Origin of the sequence: Streptomyces lincolnensis (assembly GCF_021173675.1) — a bacterium.
Taxonomy (GTDB): domain Bacteria; phylum Actinomycetota; class Actinomycetes; order Streptomycetales; family Streptomycetaceae; genus Streptomyces; species Streptomyces lincolnensis_B.
Map to the genome: position 1 here is coordinate 677135 of NZ_JAIHON010000004.1, position 23163 is coordinate 700297.

The 23163-nt window shown below is 70.9% G+C and carries 24 protein-coding genes; 9 read left to right on the plus strand and 15 right to left on the minus strand.

The features are described from left to right. Window positions 1-65 precede the first annotated feature (65 nt). The gene (nucS, locus tag K4B79_RS13935; protein WP_232026837.1) at window positions 66-737 is read right to left on the minus strand and encodes an endonuclease NucS; all 672 of its coding nucleotides are present in this window, start codon (window positions 735-737) and stop codon (window positions 66-68) included. 247 nt (window positions 738-984) lie between these two features. Between nucS and K4B79_RS13940 the strand changes: the two genes are divergently transcribed. Then, entirely contained in the window at window positions 985-1377 is a 393-nt protein-coding gene (locus tag K4B79_RS13940) for an SCO5389 family protein (protein WP_067439746.1), read from the plus strand. Window positions 1378-1488: 111 nt separating this feature from the next. Here the strand turns inward: K4B79_RS13940 and K4B79_RS13945 are convergent, their stop codons facing one another. Continuing rightward, entirely contained in the window at window positions 1489-2517 is a 1029-nt protein-coding gene (locus K4B79_RS13945) for an LLM class flavin-dependent oxidoreductase (protein ID WP_232026838.1), read from the minus strand. A gap of 222 nt (window positions 2518-2739) precedes the next feature. On the opposite strand from K4B79_RS13945, the gene K4B79_RS13950 reads away from it, so the two are divergent. Further along, complete coding sequence (locus K4B79_RS13950; protein ID WP_232026839.1) at window positions 2740-3072, plus strand: ATP/GTP-binding protein; 333 nt, start codon at window positions 2740-2742, stop codon at window positions 3070-3072. A 24-nt stretch (window positions 3073-3096) separates the two neighbouring features. Here the strand turns inward: K4B79_RS13950 and K4B79_RS13955 are convergent, their stop codons facing one another. The 5 genes from K4B79_RS13955 to K4B79_RS13975 all read right to left on the minus strand — a co-directional run bounded on the left by K4B79_RS13955 (window position 3097) and on the right by K4B79_RS13975 (window position 7708). Further along, window positions 3097-3975, minus strand: coding sequence for an ABC transporter permease subunit (locus tag K4B79_RS13955; RefSeq protein ID WP_232026840.1), 879 nt, complete (start codon window positions 3973-3975; stop codon window positions 3097-3099). Further along, window positions 3972-5270 carry an ABC transporter ATP-binding protein gene (locus K4B79_RS13960; RefSeq protein WP_232026841.1) on the minus strand — a complete coding sequence of 433 codons (1299 nt, stop codon included), beginning with the start codon at window positions 5268-5270 and terminating at the stop codon, window positions 3972-3974. The genes K4B79_RS13955 and K4B79_RS13960 overlap by 4 nt, the downstream gene beginning before the upstream one ends. 131 nt (window positions 5271-5401) lie before the next feature. Next, window positions 5402-6172, minus strand: coding sequence for an ABC transporter permease (locus tag K4B79_RS13965; RefSeq protein ID WP_232026842.1), 771 nt, complete (start codon window positions 6170-6172; stop codon window positions 5402-5404). 2 nt (window positions 6173-6174) lie between these two features. Next, window positions 6175-7131, minus strand: coding sequence for an ABC transporter ATP-binding protein (locus K4B79_RS13970; protein ID WP_232026843.1), 957 nt, complete (start codon window positions 7129-7131; stop codon window positions 6175-6177). A 10-nt stretch (window positions 7132-7141) separates the two neighbouring features. Next, window positions 7142-7708: an MFS transporter gene (locus K4B79_RS13975; protein WP_232026844.1), complete on the minus strand. Its 567-nt coding sequence runs from the start codon at window positions 7706-7708 to the stop codon at window positions 7142-7144. Window positions 7709-7774: 66 nt separating this feature from the next. Here K4B79_RS13975 and K4B79_RS13980 point away from each other — a divergent pair, with 66 nt between their 5' ends. Then, a complete protein-coding gene (locus tag K4B79_RS13980) occupies window positions 7775-7969 on the plus strand; it encodes a TetR-like C-terminal domain-containing protein (RefSeq protein WP_232026845.1) in 195 nt (64 codons plus the stop codon). A gap of 53 nt (window positions 7970-8022) precedes the next feature. Here K4B79_RS13980 and K4B79_RS13985 read toward each other — a convergent pair whose 3' ends face one another. From K4B79_RS13985 to mce, 3 genes are all read right to left on the minus strand, one after another. Beyond that, window positions 8023-8958, minus strand: a complete 936-nt coding sequence (locus K4B79_RS13985) for a cellulose-binding protein (RefSeq protein WP_232026846.1) — start codon at window positions 8956-8958, stop codon at window positions 8023-8025. A gap of 205 nt (window positions 8959-9163) precedes the next feature. Next, a complete protein-coding gene (scy, locus tag K4B79_RS13990) occupies window positions 9164-13078 on the minus strand; it encodes a polarized growth protein Scy (RefSeq protein ID WP_232026847.1) in 3915 nt (1304 codons plus the stop codon). A gap of 233 nt (window positions 13079-13311) precedes the next feature. Then, entirely contained in the window at window positions 13312-13752 is a 441-nt protein-coding gene (gene mce, locus K4B79_RS13995) for a methylmalonyl-CoA epimerase (protein WP_093906564.1), read from the minus strand. Between the two features lie 149 nt (window positions 13753-13901). Between mce and K4B79_RS14000 the strand changes: the two genes are divergently transcribed. Continuing rightward, window positions 13902-15104, plus strand: coding sequence for an acetyl-CoA C-acetyltransferase (locus K4B79_RS14000; RefSeq protein ID WP_232026848.1), 1203 nt, complete (start codon window positions 13902-13904; stop codon window positions 15102-15104). Between the two features lie 49 nt (window positions 15105-15153). Beyond that, window positions 15154-16107 (plus strand): methylmalonyl Co-A mutase-associated GTPase MeaB, encoded by a 954-nt coding sequence (gene meaB / locus K4B79_RS14005; RefSeq protein ID WP_232026849.1) that lies wholly within the window; start codon window positions 15154-15156, stop codon window positions 16105-16107. Window positions 16108-16272: 165 nt separating this feature from the next. Here meaB and K4B79_RS14010 read toward each other — a convergent pair whose 3' ends face one another. Continuing rightward, window positions 16273-16959 (minus strand): PepSY domain-containing protein, encoded by a 687-nt coding sequence (locus tag K4B79_RS14010; RefSeq protein WP_232026850.1) that lies wholly within the window; start codon window positions 16957-16959, stop codon window positions 16273-16275. A 134-nt stretch (window positions 16960-17093) separates the two neighbouring features. On the opposite strand from K4B79_RS14010, the gene K4B79_RS14015 reads away from it, so the two are divergent. After that, window positions 17094-17762 carry a response regulator transcription factor gene (locus K4B79_RS14015; RefSeq protein ID WP_232026851.1) on the plus strand — a complete coding sequence of 223 codons (669 nt, stop codon included), beginning with the start codon at window positions 17094-17096 and terminating at the stop codon, window positions 17760-17762. Next, on the plus strand, window positions 17759-19258 hold the full coding sequence (locus K4B79_RS14020; protein ID WP_232026852.1) for a sensor histidine kinase: 1500 nt from the start codon (window positions 17759-17761) through the stop codon (window positions 19256-19258). Before K4B79_RS14015 ends, K4B79_RS14020 begins: the two co-directional genes overlap by 4 nt. Window positions 19259-19315: 57 nt before the next feature. Here K4B79_RS14020 and K4B79_RS14025 read toward each other — a convergent pair whose 3' ends face one another. From K4B79_RS14025 to K4B79_RS14040, 4 genes are all read right to left on the minus strand, one after another. Continuing rightward, window positions 19316-19792, minus strand: a complete 477-nt coding sequence (locus K4B79_RS14025) for a MarR family winged helix-turn-helix transcriptional regulator (RefSeq protein WP_232026853.1) — start codon at window positions 19790-19792, stop codon at window positions 19316-19318. 96 nt (window positions 19793-19888) lie between these two features. Then, entirely contained in the window at window positions 19889-20677 is a 789-nt protein-coding gene (locus K4B79_RS14030; protein ID WP_232026944.1) for an AIM24 family protein, read from the minus strand. Window positions 20678-20691: 14 nt separating this feature from the next. Continuing rightward, complete coding sequence (locus tag K4B79_RS14035) at window positions 20692-21342, minus strand: AIM24 family protein (protein ID WP_232026854.1); 651 nt, start codon at window positions 21340-21342, stop codon at window positions 20692-20694. 1 nt (window position 21343) lies between these two features. Next, window positions 21344-21976 (minus strand): AIM24 family protein, encoded by a 633-nt coding sequence (locus K4B79_RS14040; protein WP_232026945.1) that lies wholly within the window; start codon window positions 21974-21976, stop codon window positions 21344-21346. A 526-nt stretch (window positions 21977-22502) separates the two neighbouring features. Here K4B79_RS14040 and K4B79_RS14045 point away from each other — a divergent pair. Together K4B79_RS14045 and K4B79_RS14050 are read left to right on the plus strand one after the other, a co-directional pair. Further along, window positions 22503-22847 (plus strand): DUF3817 domain-containing protein, encoded by a 345-nt coding sequence (locus K4B79_RS14045; protein ID WP_232026855.1) that lies wholly within the window; start codon window positions 22503-22505, stop codon window positions 22845-22847. Then, window positions 22844-23137 (plus strand): MTH1187 family thiamine-binding protein, encoded by a 294-nt coding sequence (locus K4B79_RS14050; protein ID WP_232026856.1) that lies wholly within the window; start codon window positions 22844-22846, stop codon window positions 23135-23137. Before K4B79_RS14045 ends, K4B79_RS14050 begins: the two co-directional genes overlap by 4 nt. Window positions 23138-23163 lie beyond the last annotated feature (26 nt).

Consider the following 23163-nt stretch of genomic DNA (forward strand, 5'->3'; position numbering starts at 1 on the left):
GCGCGCGAAAGGGCCCGGTCCGCCGACGGACCGGGCCCTTGTCGTCGTAGCGGAGCGACGGGGGGTCAGAACAGCCGCAGCTTGTCGTCCTCGATGCCGCGCAGGGCGTCGTAGTCGAGGACCGTGCAGCCGATGCCGCGGTCGGTGGCGAGGACGCGGGCCTGGGGCTTGATCTCCTGGGCGGCGAAGACGCCGCGGACCGGGGCGAGATGGGGATCGCGGTTCAACAGCTCCAGGTAGCGCGTGAGTTGCTCGACACCGTCGATCTCACCGCGCCGCTTGATCTCCACCGCGACCGTCTGGCCGTCGGCGTCCCGGCACAGGATGTCGACCGGGCCGATGGCGGTCATGTACTCGCGGCGGATCAGTGTGTAGCCCTCGCCGAGGGTCTCGATGCGGTCGGCGAGGAGTTCCTGGAGGTGCGCTTCCACGCCGTCCTTGATCAGGCCGGGATCCACGCCCAGTTCGTGCGAGGAGTCGTGGAGGACCTCCTCCATCGTGATGATCAGCTTCTCGCCCGCCTTGTTGACGACGGTCCAGACGCCTTCCTCCTCGCCCGATCCCTCCTTCAGCGTGCAGGGCGGCGACATCCAGTTCAGGGGCTTGTAGGCACGGTCGTCCGCGTGGATCGACACACTGCCGTCCGCCTTCACCAGGATCAGACGGGGGGCCGAGGGCAGGTGGGCGGTGAGCCGGCCCGCGTAGTCGACGGAACACCGGGCAATGACGAGACGCATGGTCGGCAACGCTACTCGACGGGCCCCTGCGCGCGCGATTCGGCCCAGAACATGCCTGTTCGGTTGTGGCCGATTGTGTGCCCAATGGGACCGCTCTTTGTACGCGTTTTCCTGGTGCCGTCACCGTCCGTTGCTTACCGTAGTAAACGGGAGGTCGCGAGGTGTGTACGCAGCGTGTTCGGCATCGCGAACTCCCTTTATCTGTCCGGCAACCCCTGAGTCAGTCGGGGGTGCGAGAGGAGAACCCATGTCGCTCGACGTCTCACCGGCCCTACTCGAGAAGGCCGAGCGAGGCGAGGTCGACGAAGCCGAATTCGTCGACTGCGTCCGGACCTCCCTGCCCTACGCATGGGAGATGATCAGCTCCCTGGTGGCCCAGCTGAAGGTCGACGGCGGCAACTTCGCCGACAACCAGACGCCTCCGCCGGACGAGCAGGCACGCGGTCAGCTGCTGCGTGCGCTTGCGAGTGACGCGATACGCGGCGCGCTCCAGCGGCACTTCGGTGTACGGCTGGCCTTCCAGAACTGCCACCGGGTGGCGGTGTTCCCGTTGGACGCCTCGGTCGACGAGACGTTGACGCGCTTCACCTCGGTGCGCAGTCAGCTGCTCAACCAGTCTCCGGAGTTCAGGGACTGCTGACGCAGCAAGCCGCTTGCTTGCCGCTCCGTACGCGGGAGGTGCATCAGTACTGGGGCGGCAAGCTCCCTGCCGGACGGGGCCGTTCGGCCCGCGGGGTGGTCGGGGGACGGGTCAACCGAGGTGCGGCAGTACCTCCGTACCCAGCCGCCGGATGTTCTCCTCGGTGGCCGCCAGGTCTCCGGACCCCTCGGTGAGCAGGGCGAAGCGGGAGATGCCGGTCCGCTCGCTGGTCGCGGCGAGCCGGTCGGCGCACAGTCGCGGGGTGCCCACCGGATGCAGTCCGCAGAGCAGTTCGGTGTAGGCGAGCGGGTCGCGCATCGGACGCTCGCGACCGTCGACCGTGACATGGGCACCGAGTCCTTGCTTCAGCCAGCCCGGCATCGCCTTCGTGAGGGTCTCCACCGCGTCGGTGCGCCGGTCCGCGATCTGGCAGACGCCGGCCGAGACGTGTGCCGCGTGCCGGACCTGCTCGGGCGGATGCCCGGCCGCACGCGCGAGCCGGCGCCACAGGGACACCATCTCGGCCTTCTCCTCGTCGCCGACATGCATGCCGAGCAGCATCGGCAGTCCGCGCTCGGCGGCCATGCGGACACTCTGCGGAGAGGTGCACGCGAGCACGACCTCGGGGCCCGCGACCTCCGTCAGGGACTCCGACGGCCGCGGCACGACGGGCACCTCACGGAAGGTGAACCGCTCCCCGGCGGCGCCCACCGACGGCTCGCGCAGCCAGCGCACCAGCAGATCGAGTGATTCCGGGAACCCCGTCTCGTACGCCTTCAGACCCGCGCCGAAGACCTCCAGATCGACCCACGGCCCGCCGCGCCCCACGCCCAGTGAGAAGCGCCCGCCGCTCGTCATGTGCAGCAGCGCGGCCTGTTCGCCGAGGGCCACGGGGTGGACGGTGGGCAGCACGCTCACGGCGGTGCCGACGCGCAGTCGCCGGGTACGGCCCAGCAGTAAAGCGGCCAGGGTGATCGCCGACGGGCACGTGCCGTACGGCACGAAGTGGTGCTCGGCCAGCCAGACCGCGTCGAGCCCGGCCTCCTCCGCGACCTCGGCCGAGCGGACCGCGCGGTGCAGCGCCTCCCCCTGCCCCTGCCCCGGGAACTGGGCCGCCAACACGAAACTTCCAACGTGCATCGCTTTTCCTGCTTCCTTGGCTCCGACGCGGAGCTCCCCCACCCGGCATAACCCTCTGACACGTGCCGAGGACACGGCTTGCCGAAGAGATTTGCCGATTGTCTGCGGAATCCGTCGCCCCGGAGGGGGACTTGTGGGGGTTGGTGCCCTACGCCTACCCGGGGCGGCGCCGCGTAGGCTGGACACGAGCCCTGCATCCTGTATAGCCCCGTGAGGTGTCCTGTGTCCCCGCGTCGCAACCGACCCAAGGGAGTCGGCCCGTCAGGCACGAGTGCCGAGGACGACCGGTCCGGCCGCTACGGCGGCTGGCAGTCCACGGAGAACTGGCGGGGCGAGGAGTGGAACGTACGCCATGTGGCCGGGGCAAGCGCCCAGGGCAAGACGTACCGCTGCCCGGGCTGCGAGCAGCTGATCCCGGACGGCGTCCCGCATGTGGTGGCCTGGCCCGACCACGTCGGCGTCGACGACCGCCGCCACTGGCACAAGGCCTGCTGGAACGCGCGGGACCGCCGCACCACGCGGGTGCAGCGGTCCCGTAACGCGCCGAGGTTCTAGGGCCGGGGTTCTAGGGCCGAGGGCTCACACGTCCCGCTTCTCCAGCAGCGCGAAGGCCGCGGCGAAGGCGACGGCCGTGATGCCCAGGGCGATCCACAGCGGGTCCCAGCCGGACGGGCCGGACTCGGTGAGGGAGTTGGCGTAGAAGACGCTGAGCTGGTTCGGGATCGAGTACTCGAACAGGGCCTCGCGCAGGCCGGCCAGCGACTCCGTGAACATGAACAGCGCGATGACCAGCGGGGCCAGCACCAGACCGATCATGACGGTGATCGCGCCCGCCGAGTGCCGGATGATCGAGCCGACCACGAGCGAGAGCAGGCCGAGCAGCGCGAGGTAGAGCGAGACGCCGACCGTGCCCTTGAGCCACTCGCCGCCGCTCGGCTCCCGGGCGCCGTCCAGCAGCGCGATGTCCGCGAAGGCCACCAGCAGCGACGACACCAGCGTCACCACGAACGCGACCACGAAGAACACGATCGACTTCGCCGCGAGGACCCGGCCGCGGGACGGGCAGGCGACCATCGTGGTGCGGATCATGCCGGTGCCGTACTCCGAGGCCGTGGTCAGCACACCGAGCGTGATCAGGCACATGCTGCCGAGCAGCAGCCCGAAGAACCCGAACGACAGCGGGTTCTCGTTCCGCAGGCCCTCCGGGTCCGCGTTGGCGGCGACCAGCGCGCCGGTCGCGATGCCGATGCCGACGACGAGCAGCACGAACACGCCGAGCGTCCACATCGTGGAGCGCACCGACTTGATCTTCGTCCACTCGGAGGCGATCGCGTGCCCGAGGTGGGTGCGCACGACCGGGATCGGCGAGTTGTAGGTGGGCTGGGGGTACGACGAACCGGGCGCCGCCTGCCAGGTCGGTGCGGCGGTCTGCGGCATCGGGGGCTGCGGGGTGCTCATCGGGCGTCCTCGGACTTGTTCGGGTCGGCGGCGGGGGCGGCGGGAGCGGGGGCCTGGGCGGGCGCCGGGGGAGCGGCGGCGGGCTGCGGGGCCGCCGGAGCCTGTCCCTGGGGCGCCTGCGGGACGTACGGGGCCTGCGGGGCGTACGGGTTGGGCCCACCGGCACCCGGGGCCGGAGCGCCGCCGGGAGCGCCGTAGGGACCTGCCGGCGGCTGCGCCTGGCCCGGCGCCATCGGGTGGCCCTGGGGCGGTGCGAACGGCTGGCCGCCCTGCTGGGGCGGCGGCGGGGCGTACCAGCCCGGCTGGCCCTGGCCCGGCACCGGCATCGGCGGCTGCGCGCCGGGCGGCAGCTGCTGCTGGAGGCCGGCCCGCTGGTCGACGGACGAGCGGTAGTCGACGGCGCCCTGCGTCATCCGCATGTACGCCTCCTCCAGCGAGGCCTGGTGCGGCGACAGCTCCCACAGGCGTACGTCGCTGTCGTGCGCGATGTCGCTGATGCGCGGCAGCGGCAGCCCGGTCACGCGCAGCCCGCCGTCCTGCTCCGGCATGACGTGGCCGCCCGCCTCGGTCAGCGCGGCGGACAGCTTCTCGCGCAGCTGCGGCTCGGTGTCGGGGGTGCGCACGCGCGCGAAGTCGGCGGAGTTCGCCGAGATGAAGTCCTTGACGCTCAGGTCGGAGAGCAGCTGCCCGCGCCCGATCACGATCAGGTGGTCGGCGGTGAGCGCCATCTCGCTCATGAGGTGGGAGGAGACGAAGACGGTCCGGCCCTCCGCCGCGAGCGCCTTCATCAGGTTGCGGACCCAGTGGATGCCCTCGGGGTCGAGGCCGTTGACCGGTTCGTCGAACAGCAGCACCTGGGGGTCGCCGAGCAGCGCGGCGGCGATGCCGAGCCGCTGGCCCATGCCGAGGGAGAAGCCCTTGGAACGCTTCTTGGCCACGTCCTGGAGGCCGACGACACCGAGCACCTCGTCCACCCGGCGGGCCGGGATGCCGGAGAGCTGGGCCAGGCTCAGCAGGTGGTTGCGGGCGGCCCGGCCGCCGTGCACGGCCTTGGCGTCCAGCAGCGCGCCGACCTGGCGGGGGGCGTTGGGCAGCTTGCGGTAGGGGTAGCCGCCGATCGTCACCTGGCCCGAGGTGGGGTTGTCCAGGCCCAGGATCATCCGCATCGTCGTCGACTTGCCCGAGCCGTTGGGGCCCAGGAAGCCGGTGACGGCTCCGGGCCGCACCTGGAAGGAAAGGTTGTACACAGCGGTCTTGTCGCCGTAGCGCTTGGTCAGGCCGACTGCCTCGATCATGCTCCGCACCCATCGCAAGGTTCAGGACAGCGGGGCGCACGCCCCCCGTAAGGGTTAGGAGCTTATCGGGGCGCTGACGGTTCCGCTCAAATGAAAGCAAAGCCCAAAGCTTGCCCAGCCCCTCGTCCGGGTCACGCGTCCCGCTTCTTCAGCAGGATGTAGCCGCCGATCAGGGCGGCCGCCACCCACAGTGCCATGATTCCCAGGCCGCCCCAGGGGCCGTAGGGAGTGTCGTCGTCGATCGGGGTGACCACCTGCATGATCTTGCTGCCGGCCTGGTCGGGCAGGTACTGGCCGATCTTCTTCGTCGCGTCCACGTTGCCGAGGATGTTGGAGATCAGGAAGAAGAACGGCATCAGGATGCCCAGCGACAGCATCGGTGAGCGCAGCATCGCGGCGACGCCCATCGAGAACATCGCGATGAGGGTCATGTAGAGGCCGCCGCCGATCACCGCCCGCAGCACGCCCGGGTCGCCGATCGCCGCCTTGTGCTCGCCGAGCATCGCCTGTCCGAGGAAGAAGGCGACGAAGCTGGTGGCCAGGCCCACGACGAGCGAGAGGGCGGTGGCCACGCCGATCTTGCCGGCCAGGAACGAGCCGCGCTGCGGTACGGCGGCCAGCGAGGTGCGGATCATGCCGGTGCTGTACTCGTTCGAGACGACGAGCACGCCGAACACGATCATCGCGAGCTGGCCGAGGCTCATGCCCGCGAAACTGATGAAGGTCGGGTCGAAGGAGAGCCGGTCGTTGCGGCTCATGGAGTCGAACTCGTTCTTCGACAGGGCCGAGATCAGCATGCCGAGCCCGATGGTGACGACCACGGCCAGGGAGAGCGTCCACACCGTGGAGGCCACCGACCGGATCTTGGTCCACTCGGACCGGACGACCTGGATCGCCGCCATGGTCAGTTCCCCTTCCAGCCGTCGCCCCAGGCCTGTTGCTGCGCGGGCGGCGTGTCACTGTGCGCGTGGTACTCGACCGACTCCGCGGTCAGCTGCATGAACGCCTCCTCCAGGGAGGCCTGCTGGGGGCTCAGCTCGTGCAGCACGATCTGGTGCTGCGCGGCGAGCTCGCCGATGTACTCGGACTTGCTCCCGTCCACCTCCAGCACCCCGGCGCCGGTCTCCACGACGGTGACCCCGGCGGCGTGCAGCACGTCGAGCAGCCGCTCGCGCTGAGGGGTGCGGATACGGACGTAGGACCGCGAGTTCTGCGCGATGAAGTCCGCCATGGAGGTGTCGGCCAACAGCCGGCCCTGGCCGATGACGACGAGGTGGTCGGCGGTGAGCGCCATCTCGCTCATCAGGTGGGAGGAGACGAAGACCGTCCGCCCCTGCGCGGCCAGCGACTTCATCAGGTTGCGGATCCAGTGGATGCCCTCGGGGTCGAGCCCGTTGACCGGCTCGTCGAACATCAGGATCCGCGGGTCGCCCAGCAGCGCGCCCGCGATGCCGAGCCGCTGCCCCATGCCGAGCGAGAAGCCCTTGGCCTTCTTCTTCGCCACCGCCGTCAGCCCGACCGTGTCGAGCACCTCGCGCACCCGCTTCGTCGGGATGCCGTTGCTCTGCGCCAGGCACAGCAGGTGGTTGTGGGCGCTGCGGCCGCCGTGCATGGCCTTGGCGTCGAGCAGGGCGCCGATGTAGGTCAGCGGGTCCTTGAGCTGGTCGTAGTGCTTGCCGTCGATCCGGACGTCACCGGCGGTGGGCCGGTCCAGGCCGAGCATCATGCGCATGGTCGTCGACTTGCCGGCGCCGTTGGGCCCGAGGAAGCCCGTCACGATGCCGGGTCTGACCGTGAAGGTCAGGTTGTTGACCGCCACCTTCTCGCCGTACCGCTTCGTCAGGCCCTCGAGCTCGATCATGCCGACCACGCTAGGGGCGTGCCTCGGCAGATGCCACTCGTATGGGCAAACAGAGACCGACGAGGGCGGCAACAACCGTGAACGCCGTCGACCACAGGAACGCCGACGGGAAACCGTCTCCTGCGAGTACGGCGGCCAGGACCGCGGTGCCGAAGGAGCCGCCGAGCTGCTGGAGGACCCGGGTCGTGCCGCTGGCGTCGGCGACATGCTCGGGCGCGAGGTCCTGGAACGCCCCGACCAGCAGGGCCAGGTTGGCGGCGCTCATCCCGAGTCCGCGGACGACCAGGGCCAGACAGAGCAGCACGTCGTCGTGGGTCCCGGTGCAGAAGGGGAGGGTGCCGAGGGCGGTCAGCAGCAGGCCGGTCACCACGACCGGGCGGGGCCCGACGCGGTCGGCGAGAGGGCCGGTCGAGCGGGCCGGCAGAGCGCCGACGCCCAGCGGGACGAGCAGCAGCCCGGCGGCCACCACGCTCTCGTGCCGCACCTGCTGGTAGTACAGCGGCAGCAGGAACATCCCGCCGAACAGCGTCAGCCCGCCCGTGAAGGTGAGCACCGAGGCCACGGCGAACGACCGCACCCGCAGCAGTCGTACGTCGATCAGCGGCCGTTCACCGCGCAGCGCGTGCCGGAAGTGGTGGGAATCATGCGGAACGTCATGACGACACTGCTCGAACGGGCCGCGGAGCGGGGCGAGATCCCCACGGCCGAGGTCTCACCGCGGATCATGAACCTGCCGACGGACCTGGTGCGGCACGAGATCGTGCTGCGTGGCGAGCCGGTGACGGAACGGGTGCTGACCGAGATCGTGGACGAGGTGTTCCTGCCGCTGGTGACATGACGAAGGCCCGCACCCCCCGAAGGGAATGCGGGCCCTGACGCCGTCGAACGGTGTTACCGGGACTGCTGAGCAGGCACCCCACGAGAGATCGGCTCGTCGTCGGCCGGCGTACCGGCGGCGGCCACGGCGGCCCCCGTCAGCGTCGCCAGCATCTCGCGCACGTTCGTCAGCTGAGCGTTGATCGAGTCGCGGCGGTTGGTCAGCGCCGCCAGCTCACGCTCGGATTCCGAACGGATGCGGTCGGCCTTGGCGTTCGCGTCCGCGACGATGTCCTCGGCCTGACGCTGAGCCGTCTCGACGGTCTGACGCGCACGACGCTCGGCGTCGGTACGCAGCTTCTCCGCCTCCAGACGCAGCTGCTCCGCGCGGTGCTCGATCTCCGCGAGGCGCTTCTCGGCCTTCTGCTGACGCGAGGCCAGGTCGCGCTCCGACTGCTCGCGACGCTTGGCGAGGTTCGTCTCGAAGTCGGCGGCGGCCTGCGCGGCCTTGGCGCGGGTCTCCTCGAAGAGGGCGTCGGCCTCCTCACGCTTGGACTGCGCGTCCTTGTTGGCCTCGGCGCGCAGCTGCGACGCGTCACTCTTGGCCTTCTCGACGATCCGGACGCCCTCGTCCTCCGCCTTGGCCTTGCGCTCCGCAGCGAACGATTCTGCGTCGTTGCGGACCTGCTGCGCCGCGGACTCGGCGAGTTCGCGGTGCTGTTCGGCGGCGCGACGGGCCTCTTCGCGCAGATCCTTGGCCTCTTCCTCGGCGAGGCGGAGGATCTTCTCGACACGCGCGCCGAGACCGGCGTACGACGGCTCGGCGTCGCTTACCTGGGCCTGGGCGTTCTGCGTTTCGAGGTGGAGCTCCTCGATGCGCTTTTCCAGAGCGGTGATGCGGGCGAGAGCGCTGTCACGATCGGAGACGAGCTTGGAGATCCGTTCGTCCACCTGAGCGCGGTCGTACCCACGCCGCACAAGCTCGAAGCCGTAGGGGGAAGTGTCGCTCATGGGGTTCCTGTCGAATGAGACCGGTGAGGTGATAGGTGGAATCCTAGGGGCCGAAGCGGTGTGTCATCGAGCGGATGCGTGTTTGATCTGGAGAATGACACCCCTTTTGGGTGGCTAACCCTCGGACTACTTGCCAAAGACTTGGTCAAAGGCCCCAGAACACACCGGAATCCGGTGACTCGGCCTCGGGCCTGCCCGACGAACCTTAGCCCTCCGAAGACTTGCCACCCGATCGAGGGGCACCGACCGCGGCGCCCGCCTTGACGCCGTTGTCCTTGCCCGCTCCCGGGGCCTCGAAGGATTCCAACGCCTCCAGGACGTCCTGGACACGGGAGATCTCGGCGTTGATGTCCTCGCGGCGGCGCACCAGCACCTCCAGCTCGCGCTTGCCCTCCTCGACCGTGCGTTTCGCCTCGCGGATCGCCTCGGCCTTGAGCTCCTCGGCCTCGCGGACGAGCGTGTTCTTCTTCTGCTCGGCCTCCTTGAGGAGTCCCTCGGCCTTCTTCACGGCGGCGATGCGCACCTTGCCGGCCTCGGAGTTCGCCTCCGACACCAGCTCCTTGGCCTTCGCCTCGGCCTTGGCGAGCTGCTCCTCGGCGGCCTTGATGAGCGCGTCGCAGCGGTCGCCGGTCGACTTCATCGTCTCGGCGGCCTCACGACGGGCCCGCTCGTGCAGGTTCTCGATCTCGGTCGTGATCCGGTCGCGCAGCTCCTCCGCGCGCTCCCTTATCGCGGTGGCGTCCCGGCGCGCGCCGACGAGCAGTTCGTCCGCGTCCGTACGGGCCTTCTCCACCAGCGAGTTGCCCTCGACCGTCGCCTCGGACACCAGCCGGTCGGCCTCGGTGCGGGCCGCGCCGACCATGGTGTCGGCCTGCTGCTCGGCGTCCGCGGTGGCCTTCTGGGCCTGCTGCTGCGCCTCGGTGAGCAGCTTGTCGGCCTCGGCCGTGGTCTCCGTGATGAGCTTGTCGACCTGCTCGGCCGCCTCGGAACGCCGCTTGTTGGAGTCCTTGCGGGCCTCGTCGAGCGTGCGCTCGGCCTCCTCGCGCGCGGAGTTCACCAGCCGCTCGGCCTCCGCCGCCGCCTCCGCCTTGACCCGCTGCGACTCGGTGCGGATCCGTTCGGCGTGCTGCTGGGCCGCCCCGACGGTGTCCGCCGCCTCGGCGCGCAGCCGCTCCGCCTCGCCGGACGCCTCCGCCATCAGCCGCTCGGCCTTGGCACGCGCCTCGGACCGTACCCGCTCGGCCTCCGCGACCGTCTCCGACCGCAGCCGTTCGGCCTCGGCGACCGTCTCCTGACGCAGCCGGTCGGTGTCGGTGAGCGTCTCGGTGGTGAGCCGCTCGGCCTCGTTGCGCGCCTCGGTGATGAGGGTGTCGGCCTGCGTCGCCGCGTCCGACCGGATGCGGTTGGCGTCCTCGCGGGCGTCGGCCCGGGTGCGCGACGCCGCCTGGTCGGCCTCGGCCAGGGCGTCCGAGGCCTCCGTACGCACCCGCTGGGCGTGCTCCGAGGCGTCCGACCTGAGCCGCTCCGCCTCCGCGATCGCCTCCGAGACGGTCCGCTCGGCCAGCGCCTTGGCGGCGTCCGTCTCCTCGGCCGCCTCCCGCCGGATACGGCCCGCGTCCTCGGCGGCCCGCTCGCGCTCGGCGTAGGCGTCTCCGCGGACCCGGTCCGCCTCCTCCTGGGCCTCCCGGCGCGTGCGGTCCGCCGCGTGCTCGGCGGCGGAGCGCAGGCCGGTGATCTCCTCCTGGGCCTGCTCGTGCAGTCCGGCGACCGAGTCCCGCACCTGCTGGGCGTGCTGCTCGGCGGCCGACACCATCTCGGTGGCGCGCCGGTCGGCCTCCTCGACCAGGCGCACGGCCTCGGCCTGCGCCTCCTCCACGCGCTTGCGCGCCGAGGCCAGCAGCTCCTCGCTCTGCTCGCGGGCCCGCTCGCGCTCCTGGTCGGCCTCCTGGCGCGCCGAGCCGAGGTACTCCTCGGCCTCGCGACGCCGCCGGTTGGCCTCCTCCTGCGCGGCGGCCAGCGTCTCCGTCGCCTCCGTCGCCAGCCGCTCGGCGGCGGCCTGCGCCTCCGTGCGTACCCGGTCGGCGCTCTCCTGGGCCTCCGACTTCAGCCGCTCGGCCTCGGACGCCGCCTCCGAGCGCAGGCGTACGGCGACGGCCTCGCCCTCCGCGCGGGAGGCGGAGGCGTCGGAGGCGGCCTCGGTGCGCAGCCGCTCGGCCTCGGTCTCGGCCTGCTGCTGGAGGGTGCGGATCCGCTCGGCGGCCTCGCCGCGCAGCCGCTCGGTCTCCTCGGCGGCCTCGCGGCGGATCCGCGCGGCCTCCTCACGGGCGTCGCCGAGCGCCTGCTCGGCGGCGGCGAGGCGTTCCTCGGCCTCGGTGTGCAGCCGGGACAGTTCCTCGGCGGCCTCGGTGCGGCGGGTCTCTATGGCCCGCTCGGTCTCCTCGCGCAGCTCCCGGGCGGCCCGCTCGGCGTCGGCCTTGATCGCCTCGGACTGCTCGACGACCTCCTCGCGGTGCCGCTCGGCCTCCTGGCGGGTGCGCTGGAGGGTCTCCTCGGCCTGCCGGCGCAGGGTGGTCGCCCGCTCGATGGCCTCGGTACGGACCTTCTCGCTGTCCGTGGTCGCCTTCTGGCGCAGCTCGTCGGCGTCGGCCTTCGCCTTGGAGAGCAGCTCCTCGGCGGTCTTGGCCGCCTCCTCGATCTGCGCCACGGCCTCCTTGCGGGCCTCCGCGCGGATCTTCTCGCCCTCGGCGACCGCGTCGGAACGCAGCTGCTCGGCCTCGCCGCGCAGCCGGCGGGCCTCCTCCTGGAGCTCGACCGTCTTGGCCCGGTACTCCTTGGTGTCGTCCTTCGCCGCGCCCTTGAGCTGCTCGGCGATGTCGTGTGCCTCGGCCCGCAGCCGGTCCGCCTCGGCCTCGGCCTCCCTGCGGATCCGCTCGGCCTCCTCGGCCGCGGCCTTGGTGGTGTTCTTGGCGTCCTCGGACGCCTTGTTCAGCACGTCCTCGGCGGTCTTGGCCGCCTTGGACAGCTGGGTGGCGCTCTCCTCGGCGGTGAGCGTGCGGGCCTTCTCGGCGGCCTCGGCGAGCAGCTTCTCGGCCTCGGAGCGGGCGTCCGCGACGATCTGCTCGGCGGACTCCCGGGTGGCCTCGGCCTCCTTGGTGGCCTCGCTGACCAGGCGGGCGACCTGCTCCTTGGCCGTGCGGGTGCGCTGCTCGTTGGTCGACTCGGCGCTGGAGAGGGCCTTCTCGGCGGCCGCCTTGGCCTCGGTGACCAGCTTCTCGGCCTCGCTCTGCGCCTTGCGCAGCGCCTCGTCGGCCTCCGCGATGCGCTGCTCGGCGGCCCGGCTCAGCTCCTGGGCCTCGCGGCGGGTGGCCTCCGACTCGGACGTGGTGGAGGTGCGCAGCTGCTCGGCGTGGTCGGTGGCCTCCTGGGCCTGGGTGGAGGCGGCGTTCAGCAGCCGCTCGGCGTCCGCGCGGGCGCGGCGCAGCAACTGCTCGGCCTCGGCGCGGGCCGACTCGGCCTCGCTCTGGAGCCGCTGGCGGGCCTCGGAGGCGACCCGCTCGGCCTCCGCGCGGGCCGCGGACAGCGCCTGCTCGGCCTCGGCGCGGGACTCCTCGAGGAGCCGGCGGGCCTGCTGCTCGGTCCGGGCGCGCAGCTGCTCCGCCCAGGCCACGTTCTCGTTGACGTGCGACTCGACGGTCTGCCGGCGCTCGGCCAGCTCCTGGTCGAGCTGCTGGCGGCGGTTGACCGCCTCCTGGTGCAGCTCCGCCTGGAGCCGCGCGGCCTGCTCGGCGTGCTCCTGGAGGATCCGCTGGGTCTGCGCCCGGGCCTGGCTGAGCTCCCGCTCGGCCTCCTGGCGCAGCTGGTCGGCCTGGACCTGCGCGTTGCGCAGCAACTGCTCGGCCTGGTAGCCGATGTCACCGCCGTCGAAGGCGGGCCGGGACATGATGGTGCGCCGCGCCTCGTGCAACTTGGCGCGCAGCACCTCGACCTGGTAGCCGAGGTCCTCGGCGTGCTGAATCGCCTTTTCCCGCTCGGTCTTCAGCCGCTTCATCTCGGCTTCGAAACGAGTGAGGTGATCGACGTCAGCCGCCGGTTCCCGCTCCTGGCTCTCGTAGCCCCGCACTGCGCGGTCCCATCCGTCCCCTGGTCGCAAGTCTCTCCAACGAGCTCCGTCCAACCGCCGAACGGGGCCCCCGGGGAATGGTGTCAGATCAACGGCGGAGCGCGGGCTGCCGCCCCGACGCTCGTCCCCCGAAACCCGGACCCCGGCCGGGTCCCGCCGCCACGGCAGGACCCCGGTCGCCCTGGGTGCGAGCGGCGACCGCCCCCAACCCTACCGGCCCATATGTACGGGGGTCAGTGCTCAGGTGACTCAACAGGCGCCGAAGTGACCAGTTCTGTCAGTACGCCATGGCAATCCTTGGGGTGCAGGAAGGTGATCCGTGACCCCATGGAGCCGCGTCGCGGCTCTTCGTACAGAACGCGTACGCCCTTGTCCTTGATGTCGGCCGCGTCGCCGTCCACATCCGCCGTACCGAAAGCGATGTGGTGGACACCCTCGCCGTTCTTGTCGAGCCACTTGGCGACGGTCGAGTCCGGCCGGGTCGGCTCCAGAAGCTGCAGGTAGGAGGCTCCGCCGTCCGACGTCTCGTTGATCTTGAGCATGGCCTCGCGCACGCCCTGCTCCTCGTTGACCTCGGAGTGGAACACCTCGAAGCCGTACGTGGCCCGGTAGAACTCGACGGTCTTGTCGAGGTCGAAGCAGGCGATCCCGATGTGGTCGATTCGCGTCAGCATGGAACTCAGTGCAGCGCTCCTGAGATGGTTACGCAACGTGCGCGCGATCACACCGACGGCCCGATGACGGCACGGAGTGCCACTCAGTACATTCGAAGTAAACCCTCGTTCACTCCTCGGCAGTGCAGCCGGTAAGGGGATCGCACCTCATGTCTGGATCGAACAGCACGACCTCGGTGATCGTCGCGGGCGCCCGTACGCCCATGGGACGGTTGCTGGGCTCGCTGAAGTCCTTCTCCGGAGCCGACCTCGGCGGCTTCGCGATCAAGGCCGCCCTCGACCGTGCGGGGATCGGCGGCGACCAGGTGCAGTACGTCATCATGGGCCAGGTGCTCCAGGCCGGGGCGGGGCAGATTCCGGCCCGTCAGGCCGCGGTCAAGGCCGGCATCCCGATGAGCGTCCCGGCGCTCACGATCAACAAGGTCTGCCTCTCCGGCCTCGACGCCATCGCGCTGGCCGACCAGCTGATCCGCGCGGGCGAGTTCGACATCGTCGTCGCCGGCGGCCAGGAGTCCATGACCAACGCCCCCCACCTGCTGCCGAAGTCCCGCGAGGGCTTCAAGTACGGCGCGATCGAGATGCTCGACGCCATGGCGTACGACGGTCTGACCGACCCCTGGGAGAGCATCCCCATGGGCGAGTCGACGGAGAAGCACAACACCCGCCTCGGCATTCTGCGCCCCGACCAGGACGAGATCGCCGCGCTGTCCCACCAGCGGGCCGCCGCCGCCCAGAAGAACGGCCTGTTCGAGGCCGAGATCACCCCCGTCGAGATCCCGCAGCGCAAGGGCGAGCCGGTCGTCTTCAGCAAGGACGAGGGCATCCGCGCCGAGACCACGGCCGAGTCCCTCGGCAAGCTGCGCCCGGCGTTCACCAAGGACGGCACCATCACCGCCGGTACCTCGTCCCAGATCTCCGACGGCGCCGCCGCCGTCGTGGTGATGAGCAAGGCCAAGGCGCAGGAGCTGGGCCTGGACTGGATCGCCGAGATCGGCGCCCACGGCAATGTGGCAGGACCGGACAACTCCCTCCAGTCCCAGCCGTCCAACGCCATCCGACACGCCCTGAAGAAGGAGGGCCTGGACGTCTCCGACCTCGACCTGATCGAGATCAACGAGGCCTTCGCCGCGGTCGCCGTCCAGTCGATGAAGGACCTCGGCGTGTCCCCGGAAAGGGTGAACGTCAACGGCGGTGCCATCGCCCTGGGCCACCCCATCGGCATGTCCGGCGCCCGTCTCGTTCTGCACCTGGCGCTGGAGCTGAAGCGGCGCGGCGGAGGTGTCGGCGCGGCCGCGCTGTGCGGTGGCGGCGGCCAGGGTGACGCGCTGATCGTGCGGGTACCCAAGGCCTGAGCACGTCGTACGTCGGTCCGCGGTACGCATTTATCGGAACGGAGCTGTGATGCAGGACGTCTCCACACTGGTCGCCCAGGCCAGGGAGGGCCGGCCGCGGGCCGTGGCCCGGCTGATCTCCCTGGTGGAGGGGGCGTCCCCGCAGCTGCGGGAGGTCATGGCGGCACTGGCCCCGCTCACCGGCAACGCCTACGTCGTGGGCCTGACCGGATCACCGGGCGTGGGCAAGTCGACGTCCACCTCCGCCCTGGTGAGCGCGTACCGCAGACAGGACAAGCGGGTCGGCGTCCTGGCCGTCGACCCCTCGTCCCCCTTCTCCGGCGGCGCCCTGCTCGGCGACCGCGTCCGGATGTCCGAGCACGCCTCCGACCCCGGCGTCTACATCCGCTCCATGGCCACCCGCGGCCACCTGGGGGGTCTGGCCTGGGCGGCCCCGCAGGCCATCCGCGTCCTGGACGCGGCCGGCTGCGACGTGATCCTGGTCGAGACGGTCGGCGTCGGCCAGTCGGAGGTCGAGATCGCCTCCCAGGCCGACACCAGCGTCGTCCTCCTCGCCCCCGGCATGGGCGACGGCATCCAGGCCGCCAAGGCCGGGATCCTGGAGATCGGTGACGTCTACGTCGTCAACAAGGCCGACCGCGACGGCGCCGGCGCCACCGCCCGCGAGCTGAACCACATGCTCGGCCTCGGCGAGTCCCGCGGCCCCGGCGACTGGCGGCCCCCCATCGTCAAGACGGTCGCCGCCCGTGGTGAGGGCCTCGAAGAGGTCGTCGAGGCCCTGGAGAAGCACCGCGCCTGGATGGAGGAGCGGGGCGTCCTCGCCGAACGCCGCCGCGCCCGCGCCGCCCGCGAGGTGGAGACCATCGCCGTCACCGCCCTGCGCGAACGCATCGCCAACCTTCACGGCGACCGCCGCCTCGGCGCGCTGGCCGACCGGGTCGTGGCGGGGGAGCTGGATCCTTACCAGGCGGCGGATGAGCTGGTGGCGGGGTTGACGGCCTAGTGGGGCTGGCGGTTTAGCGGGGCTTACGGCCCAGTTGGGCCTACGGCATGGGTGAACGCCGGTCCGGGCATCTTCAGCCCGTCCGGCGTTTGAGGACGAGGCCCCTTCAGGGCCGATCGGGGGTCCAGGGGGCGGAGCCCCCTGGGAACCTCACCGCATCCGACGTCAGTCGTCGTTGGAGTCGTCGGCGTCGTCGGAGTCGTCAGCCTTGTCCGCCGAGACCTTGCCGGTCTTCAGGTCGACGGTCCAGTCGTGCTCACCCTTGCCGGAGGCGTGCGTCTCGACGTCCCAGCCCTTGTCACGGCCGTCGTCGTCCAGGTCGACCGAGGTCACCGTGCCCTTGGCGGCGGCGGCCTTCGCGGCCTCCTGAGCCGTCACGGAGGACCCCTTCAGCGCGGCCCGCACCTCGGCGGTGTCGTCCTCACGCTCGGTCTGGGATCCGAGGACCTTCCCGTTCGCGGGGTCGATCCGCACGCTGTGCCAGGTGCTGCCCTTGCCGAGCACGTCGACCTCCCAGGCGGCCGGCCCACGGTCGTCGCCGTCCTGGTCGTCGTAGTCGACGGAGACGGCCGTACCCGGCGTGTGCTTCAGCGCGGCGGCGATGGCGTCCGCGGCGGTGACCTTCGCGGAGTTCGCGGCGGCCGAGTCGTCGGTGCGGTCGTCGTCCCGTGCGTCCACGTCGTCGCGGTCGTCGTCCCGGTCGTCGGCCTGCGCCTGGGCGCCGGTCACCTTCATGTCGGCGGCCCGCGGCGCCGTCCCCTCGCTGTCACCCGACACCGCGAGAGCCGTGGCGGTCCCGCCCCCGATCAGGGCGGCGGCGGTGACGGCGGCGATCACGATGTTGCGCTTCATGGGGATTCCTCCAGAGTCGTAGTGCTTCGATCGCTTCGTTCGCTTTCGACGTCAACCAACATCGCCCACCGACGCTGAGAGGAACCTGAAGCCCCCTGAAGAGATCTTCAGCTTCACTTTGCGAACCTTTACCCATGCGCCTGTTGATCGTGGAGGACGAGAAGCGGCTGGCCCTGTCGCTCGCCAAGGGACTGACCGCGGAGGGGTACGCCGTGGACGTCGTCCACGACGGCCGGGAGGGTCTGCACCGGGCCTCGGAGGGGACGTACGACCTGGTCGTCCTCGACATCATGCTGCCCGGCCTCAACGGCTACCGGGTCTGCGCCGCCCTGCGCGCCGCCGGCAACGAGGTGCCGATCCTGATGCTCACCGCCAAGGACGGCGAGTACGACGAGGCGGAGGGCCTCGACACGGGCGCCGACGACTACCTGACCAAGCCGTTCTCGTACGTCGTCCTGGTCGCCCGGATCAAGGCGCTGCTGCGCCGTCGCGGCCAGGGCCCCGGCGCCTCGCCCGTGCACGTCCACGGAGACCTGAAGGTCGACACCGCGGCCCGCCGGGTCTTCCTCGGTGAGGACGAGATCACCCTGACCGCCAAGGAGTTCTCCGTCCTGGAGCAGCTCGTGCTGCGGGCCGGCGAGGTGGTGTCCAAGTCCCAGATGCTGGAGCACGTGTGGGACTTCGCCTACGAGGGCGACCCGAACATCGTCGAGGTGTACATCAGCACCCTGCGCCGCAAGCTGCGCCCCGCGCTCATCCGCACGGTCCGGGGCGCCGGTTACCGCCTGGAGACGGACCGATGAGACGCCTCCTCGGCTCGGTCCGCGCCCGGGCGACCCTCGCCGCCACACTCGTCGTCGCGGTGGCGCTGGTCGCCGCCGGGGCCGCCGTCCTGCTGTCCCTGCGGTCGAACCTGATCGGCCAGGCGGGCACCCAGGCCGAGCGCACCGCGCGATCGGTCGCCACGGACCTCTCCATCGGGACCACGACCGGAAAGCTGGACCTGGACGAGGACGAGGAGCCGGTCCAGGTCGTCGACAAGAACGACAGGCTGCTGGCCGCCACCAAGGACCTCCAGCGCATCAGCGGCACGGCCACCGGCGCGGTGAAGGCGCCCACCGGGCGGCCCGACGCGCAGCCCTCCGCGACCGGCGCCGCCCCGCCCCCCGCGACCGCCGACGACAGCGACGACGACCCGGACGACTCCCAGGACGCGCAGGACTCGCAGGACGCCCAGGACTCCGACGACGGGGACGACTCCCTCGACGCCGGCGAGATCGACGACAGGACCACCTTCAGCAACGGCTCGGCGACCATCGACAAGGAGACCAACGACTACCGCTTCGCCGCGGTCAAGGTGGAGACGAAGACGCAGGGCACGCTCACCGTCTACGCCGGCGCCCCCCTCTCCGCCGAACAGAGCGCCGTACGCAGCGCGCTGACCGTCATGCTGATCGGCTTCCCGCTGCTGCTCGCGGTCGTCGCGGCGGTGACCTGGCTGGTCACCCGGCGCGCCCTGCGCCCGGTCGAGGGCATCCGGGGCGAGATGGCCGCGATCACCGCCTCCGAGGACCTCGCCCGGCGGGTGCCGGTGCCGGACACCCACGACGAGGTGGCCCGTCTCGCCCGCACCACCAACGAGACGCTGGCCGCCCTGGAGACCTCCGTGGAACGCCAGCGCCGCTTCGTCGCCGACGCCTCGCACGAGCTGCGCAGCCCCATCGCCTCGCTGCGCACCCAGCTCGAAGTGGGCGCCGCGCACCCGGAGTTGCTGGATGTGGAAGGGGCCGTCGAGGACACCGTACGACTTCAGCGTCTCGCCGCCGATCTGCTGCTGCTCGCCCGGCTGGACGCGGGGGAGCGGCCGGTCGCGGACGCCCGGTTCGACCTCGCCGCCCTGGCGCTGGAGGAGGCCGAGGGGCGGGACGGGGTGACGGTGGAGGCACCGGGTGCCGTGGTGGTGGCCGGGTCGCGGGGGCAGGTGGCGCGGGTGCTCGCCAACCTGCTGGACAACGCGCGGCGGCACACCCGGTCGACGGTCGTGCTGACCGTGCGGCGCGAGGGGGAGTGGGCCGTGGCGGGGGTCGCCGACGACGGGGACGGGGTGCCCGCGGGCGACCGGGAGCGGATCTTCGAACGGTTCGTACGGCTCGACGAGGCGCGGGCGCGCGACGACGGCGGCGCCGGGCTCGGCCTCGCCATCGCCCGGGACGTCGCCGTACGGCACGGCGGCACGCTCACGGTCCGGGACGCGCCGGCAGGCGGAGCTCTGTTCGAACTCCGCCTGCCGCTCGCCTAGTCGGTCGGGCGCGGGGACGCCGGACGCGGGGTCACCGGGTGTGGGTCGGGCGCGGGGTCACGGGCGGCCCCGGTGGCCCCTCAGGTGCTCCGCGATCGGCTTGAGGCCCTTGTCGAGCTCTGCCAGGGACTCGGGGGACAGCAGGTCGATGAAGTGCCGCCGCACAGACGCCACATGATGCGGCGCGACCTTCTTCATCGTCTCCATGCCGTGCTCGGTGAGGACCGCGTACAGACCGCGCCGGTCCGACTCGCAGTTCTCGCGGCGCACGAGGTCCGCGTTCTCCATGCGGGTGATCTGGTGGGAGAGGCGGCTCTTGGACTGGAGGGTGGCGGACGCGAGATCGCTCATCCGCATCCGTACGCCCTCCGACTCGGAGAGGTTCACCAGGATCTCGTAGTCGTTCATTGTCAGGCCGAACGGCTGCAGGTCCTTTTCGAGCTGGTACGTCAGCAGCCTGTTGACCTCCAGGTGGGTGCGCCAGGCGCACTGCTCCGCATCGGTCAGCCAGCGGGTGGCCGTTTCGGTCTCCATGAATGAAGTCTACCTAAAAGGTTGAAAGGCGAACTAGTGAGGGTTGGTGTGACGACGGCGCGCACACGTTCGACGTCACACTCCGCAGACTACCGCTCACAGCCCGAAGCGACGCTGGAGGTCTCCCAGCTGTCCGGGAAGGCGCGGTGCGCCCGGCTGCTGTGAGCCACCCGGTGGCACCCCGTGCCCGCCGGGTACTCCGGCCTGCTGCGGAACCGCTCCCGTGGCCTGCTCGGCCATGAGAGCCTCGGAGGACTGGAGCAGGACCGTGCCGGCCCCGACGAACTCGAACTGGTGCTCCTCGCCGGAGGCCCCGCCGAGGCCCGTCATCGCACGTAGGCCGCCCATCAGGCCGGTCATGTACCCGTGGTCGTAGTGGTGGCACGGCGAGGGGCAGTCCGCCCAGCCGACCAGCGCCTGCGGGTCCACCCGGATCGGCGGCTCCATGAACACCACCGGGCCGTTGGAGGCGGCCACGAACTTTCCGGTTCCGATGAGTGTCAGGAAACCCGGCACGATCGACTGCTTGAGGGCCAGACTTGGCTGAAAAGCGAGCAGATTGCCGGAGCGAATGGTCAGATTGCCGTCTTCCAGGTCGTACGAGTTCACGTCGAAGGCCCGGTCGGCGAGGAGCATCTTGCCCGAGCCCTCCGCCACGACCCAGTCGCTCGCGTGCAGAGGCGAATGGAACGACGTGCGGACCAGGCGGTCCAGGCGGCCGTGGCCGATGCCGTTGAAGTCCATCTGGCCGTAGTAGGCGATCATCTTCCCCTTCTGCAGGAACCACTGGCTCCCCTTGAGCTCCACGCAGAAGGTGTACGCGTTGACGTTGTCGTCGGAGGGGAGGGTCATGGGGTCGAAGACCGCCGGCCCGCCACCGGGCATTCCGTACGGGGTGCTCACAGCTTCTCCTCCGACGCCTGGACGTACACCGCGCCACTGCCGCTGAGTTCCAGCTGGAAGGCCTCGCCGGAGCCGCGGCCCACCATGTCCCGCCAGCCCAGCGCGGTGGACAGCTTGTTGCGGACGTCGCCGTGGTGGGCGACGTAGGCCTGGGGGTCGACATGGACCGGGCGCTGCGGGGTGATGGGGACCTCGATGACCCCGCCGTGCGCCATCACCGCCACCGAGCCGTGGCCCTTCAGCGTGGTGGTGAACAGGCCCTGGCCGCTGATCTGCCCGCGCACCATGCCCATGACGCCGCCCTGGGAACCCATGAACATCGTGCCCTGCTGGAGCGTGCCCTCGAAGGCGAGCAGGCGGTCCGCCTCCACGTAGAGCGTGTCGCCGGTCATGTTGATCACCTGGACGTGGTGGCCGCCGTGCCCGAACAGGATCGTGCCGCTGCCCTCCACCGTCATCAGCGGGGTGTCCTCGTTGGCCACGCGGCGGCCGATCATCGACATCACGCCGCCCTGGCCGCCCTGGAGGTTGGGCGTGAAGGACACCTCGCCCTTGTACGCGAGCATCGCGCCGCGCTGGCTGAACAGGCGCTGGCCGGGCATCACTGTCGCCTCGACCATCTTCGAGTTGATCTCACGAAAGGCCATGTCAGACGTCCCCCGCGATCGTGTTCCGCTCGCTCGGCTGGACGTAGACCAGGCCGTCGCCCTCGAAGCGGATCTGGAAGGCCTCGCCGCCGCCCTCGCCCATGAACGTGCGGAACGTCACACCTGACTGGAAGGACTGGCTCAGGTTTCCCTGGTGCGCGATGTACGCGCCCGGGTCGACGGTCAGCGGGTACTGCCGGCTCACGCGCAGCACCACCGCCGGGCCGTCCGACATGATCGCGGCCTGGCCGTGGCCCTCGATCGTCGTCGTGAACAGTCCGTTGCCCTGGGAGGCGCCGCGCAGGCCCGTGAACGAGGTGCCGGTGCGGAGGCCGGAGTCCGTGGCGAGCAGGTTGCTCGACTCCACGAACAGCTTGTCGCCCTGGAGGCTCACGAGGTTGATCTCCGAGGCGCGGTCGGCGAACCAGCACGTGCCGTGCCCCTTCACCTCCATCAGGGTCATCTGCTCACCGGTGATCCGGCGGGTGACCATCCCGCGGATGCCCTCGCCGCCGCCGCTGAGCTTCTTGAAGTCCATCTGTCCGTCGTACGCGACCATCGAGCCGTTCTTCGCCTTCACGGCGTCCCCGGTCATCTCGACGGCGAGCACCTTGCTGCCTTGAAGTCGGAACATCGCCACGGACTGAAGGTAGCCCGGGGGTGGGCCCCGCGGACAGGGCCTACGGGTGGAGAACGTCCCTGAGCTGGCCCCTAGGGGGTGGTGGTGGGTTGCGGTGCGTGATGCCTGCGGCGCGCTGTGCGGCTTCGGTGGGGGTGCGCGTAGCGCCTACGGTTGTGGGGTGGGTCGGGGCCGGGGCGGGGGGTCTCCGTCCTCGGTCCGGCGGAACTGTTCTGCCTAGAGGGTCTGCGTGTCGGACGCCGGCCGCTGCGGGCGGACACCCCCCGCCCCGTCCCCTCACCGCCGTGGGCGGCCGCCACTTTCGATCGCCGGGCGAGCGTCCTCACCTCAGGGGCGCGGGGAACTGCGCGACCAGCCACTACGGGCCCGCAGCCGCCCCACGACCTCACACCGCCCCCTACGGAGCGCACCGCACCCCCGAGGGCTGTCGCCCCCGGAGGGTTTGTCACAATGGGCGAACGCTTGTGCGTTCGTTCACAAAACGGCCGACCGTCGTCGCAACTCCCACCGAAGGTGACCCGTGGACCTCAAGACAGCCTCCGCCATCCGCCGCCTGCGTCTCGTCTCGGCGCCCGAGGCGGTTTCCTTCCTCCTCCTGCTGGTCTGCTCGGTGCTGAAGCGGACCACGGACTTCAACGCGGTGCCCGTGATGGGGATGGTCCACGGGGTCCTCTTCATCCTGTACGTGATCTTCTGGGCGGACGCCTGGAACCGTACGAAGTGGTCCCTGAAGACCGCGGCCCTCTACTTCGTCCTCTCGGTCCTGCCCACCGGGGGCTTCTTCGCGGAGCGCAAGCTCAAGCGGGAGGCCGAGGATGCGGTCATCGCCTCGCGGGCCCGTAAGGAAGGGGTTGTGAGCGCGTGATCGTCGCCTTCTCCGTCACACCGCTGGGTGTCGGCGAGGACGTGGGGGAGTACGTCGCCGACGCCGTCCGGATCGTCCGCGAGTCGGGTCTGCCGAACCGTACGGATGCGATGTTCACCTCGATCGAGGGGGGGTGGGACGAGGTGATGGACGTCGTCAGGCAGGCCGTCGCCGCCGTGGAGGCGCGGGCGCCGCGGGTGTCGCTGGTCCTCAAGGCGGACATCCGTCCCGGAGTGACCGACGGACTCACCTCCAAGGTGGAGACGGTGGAACGTCACCTCGCGCAGTAGCTGTCGCTGGACAAGAGGAATCCCCG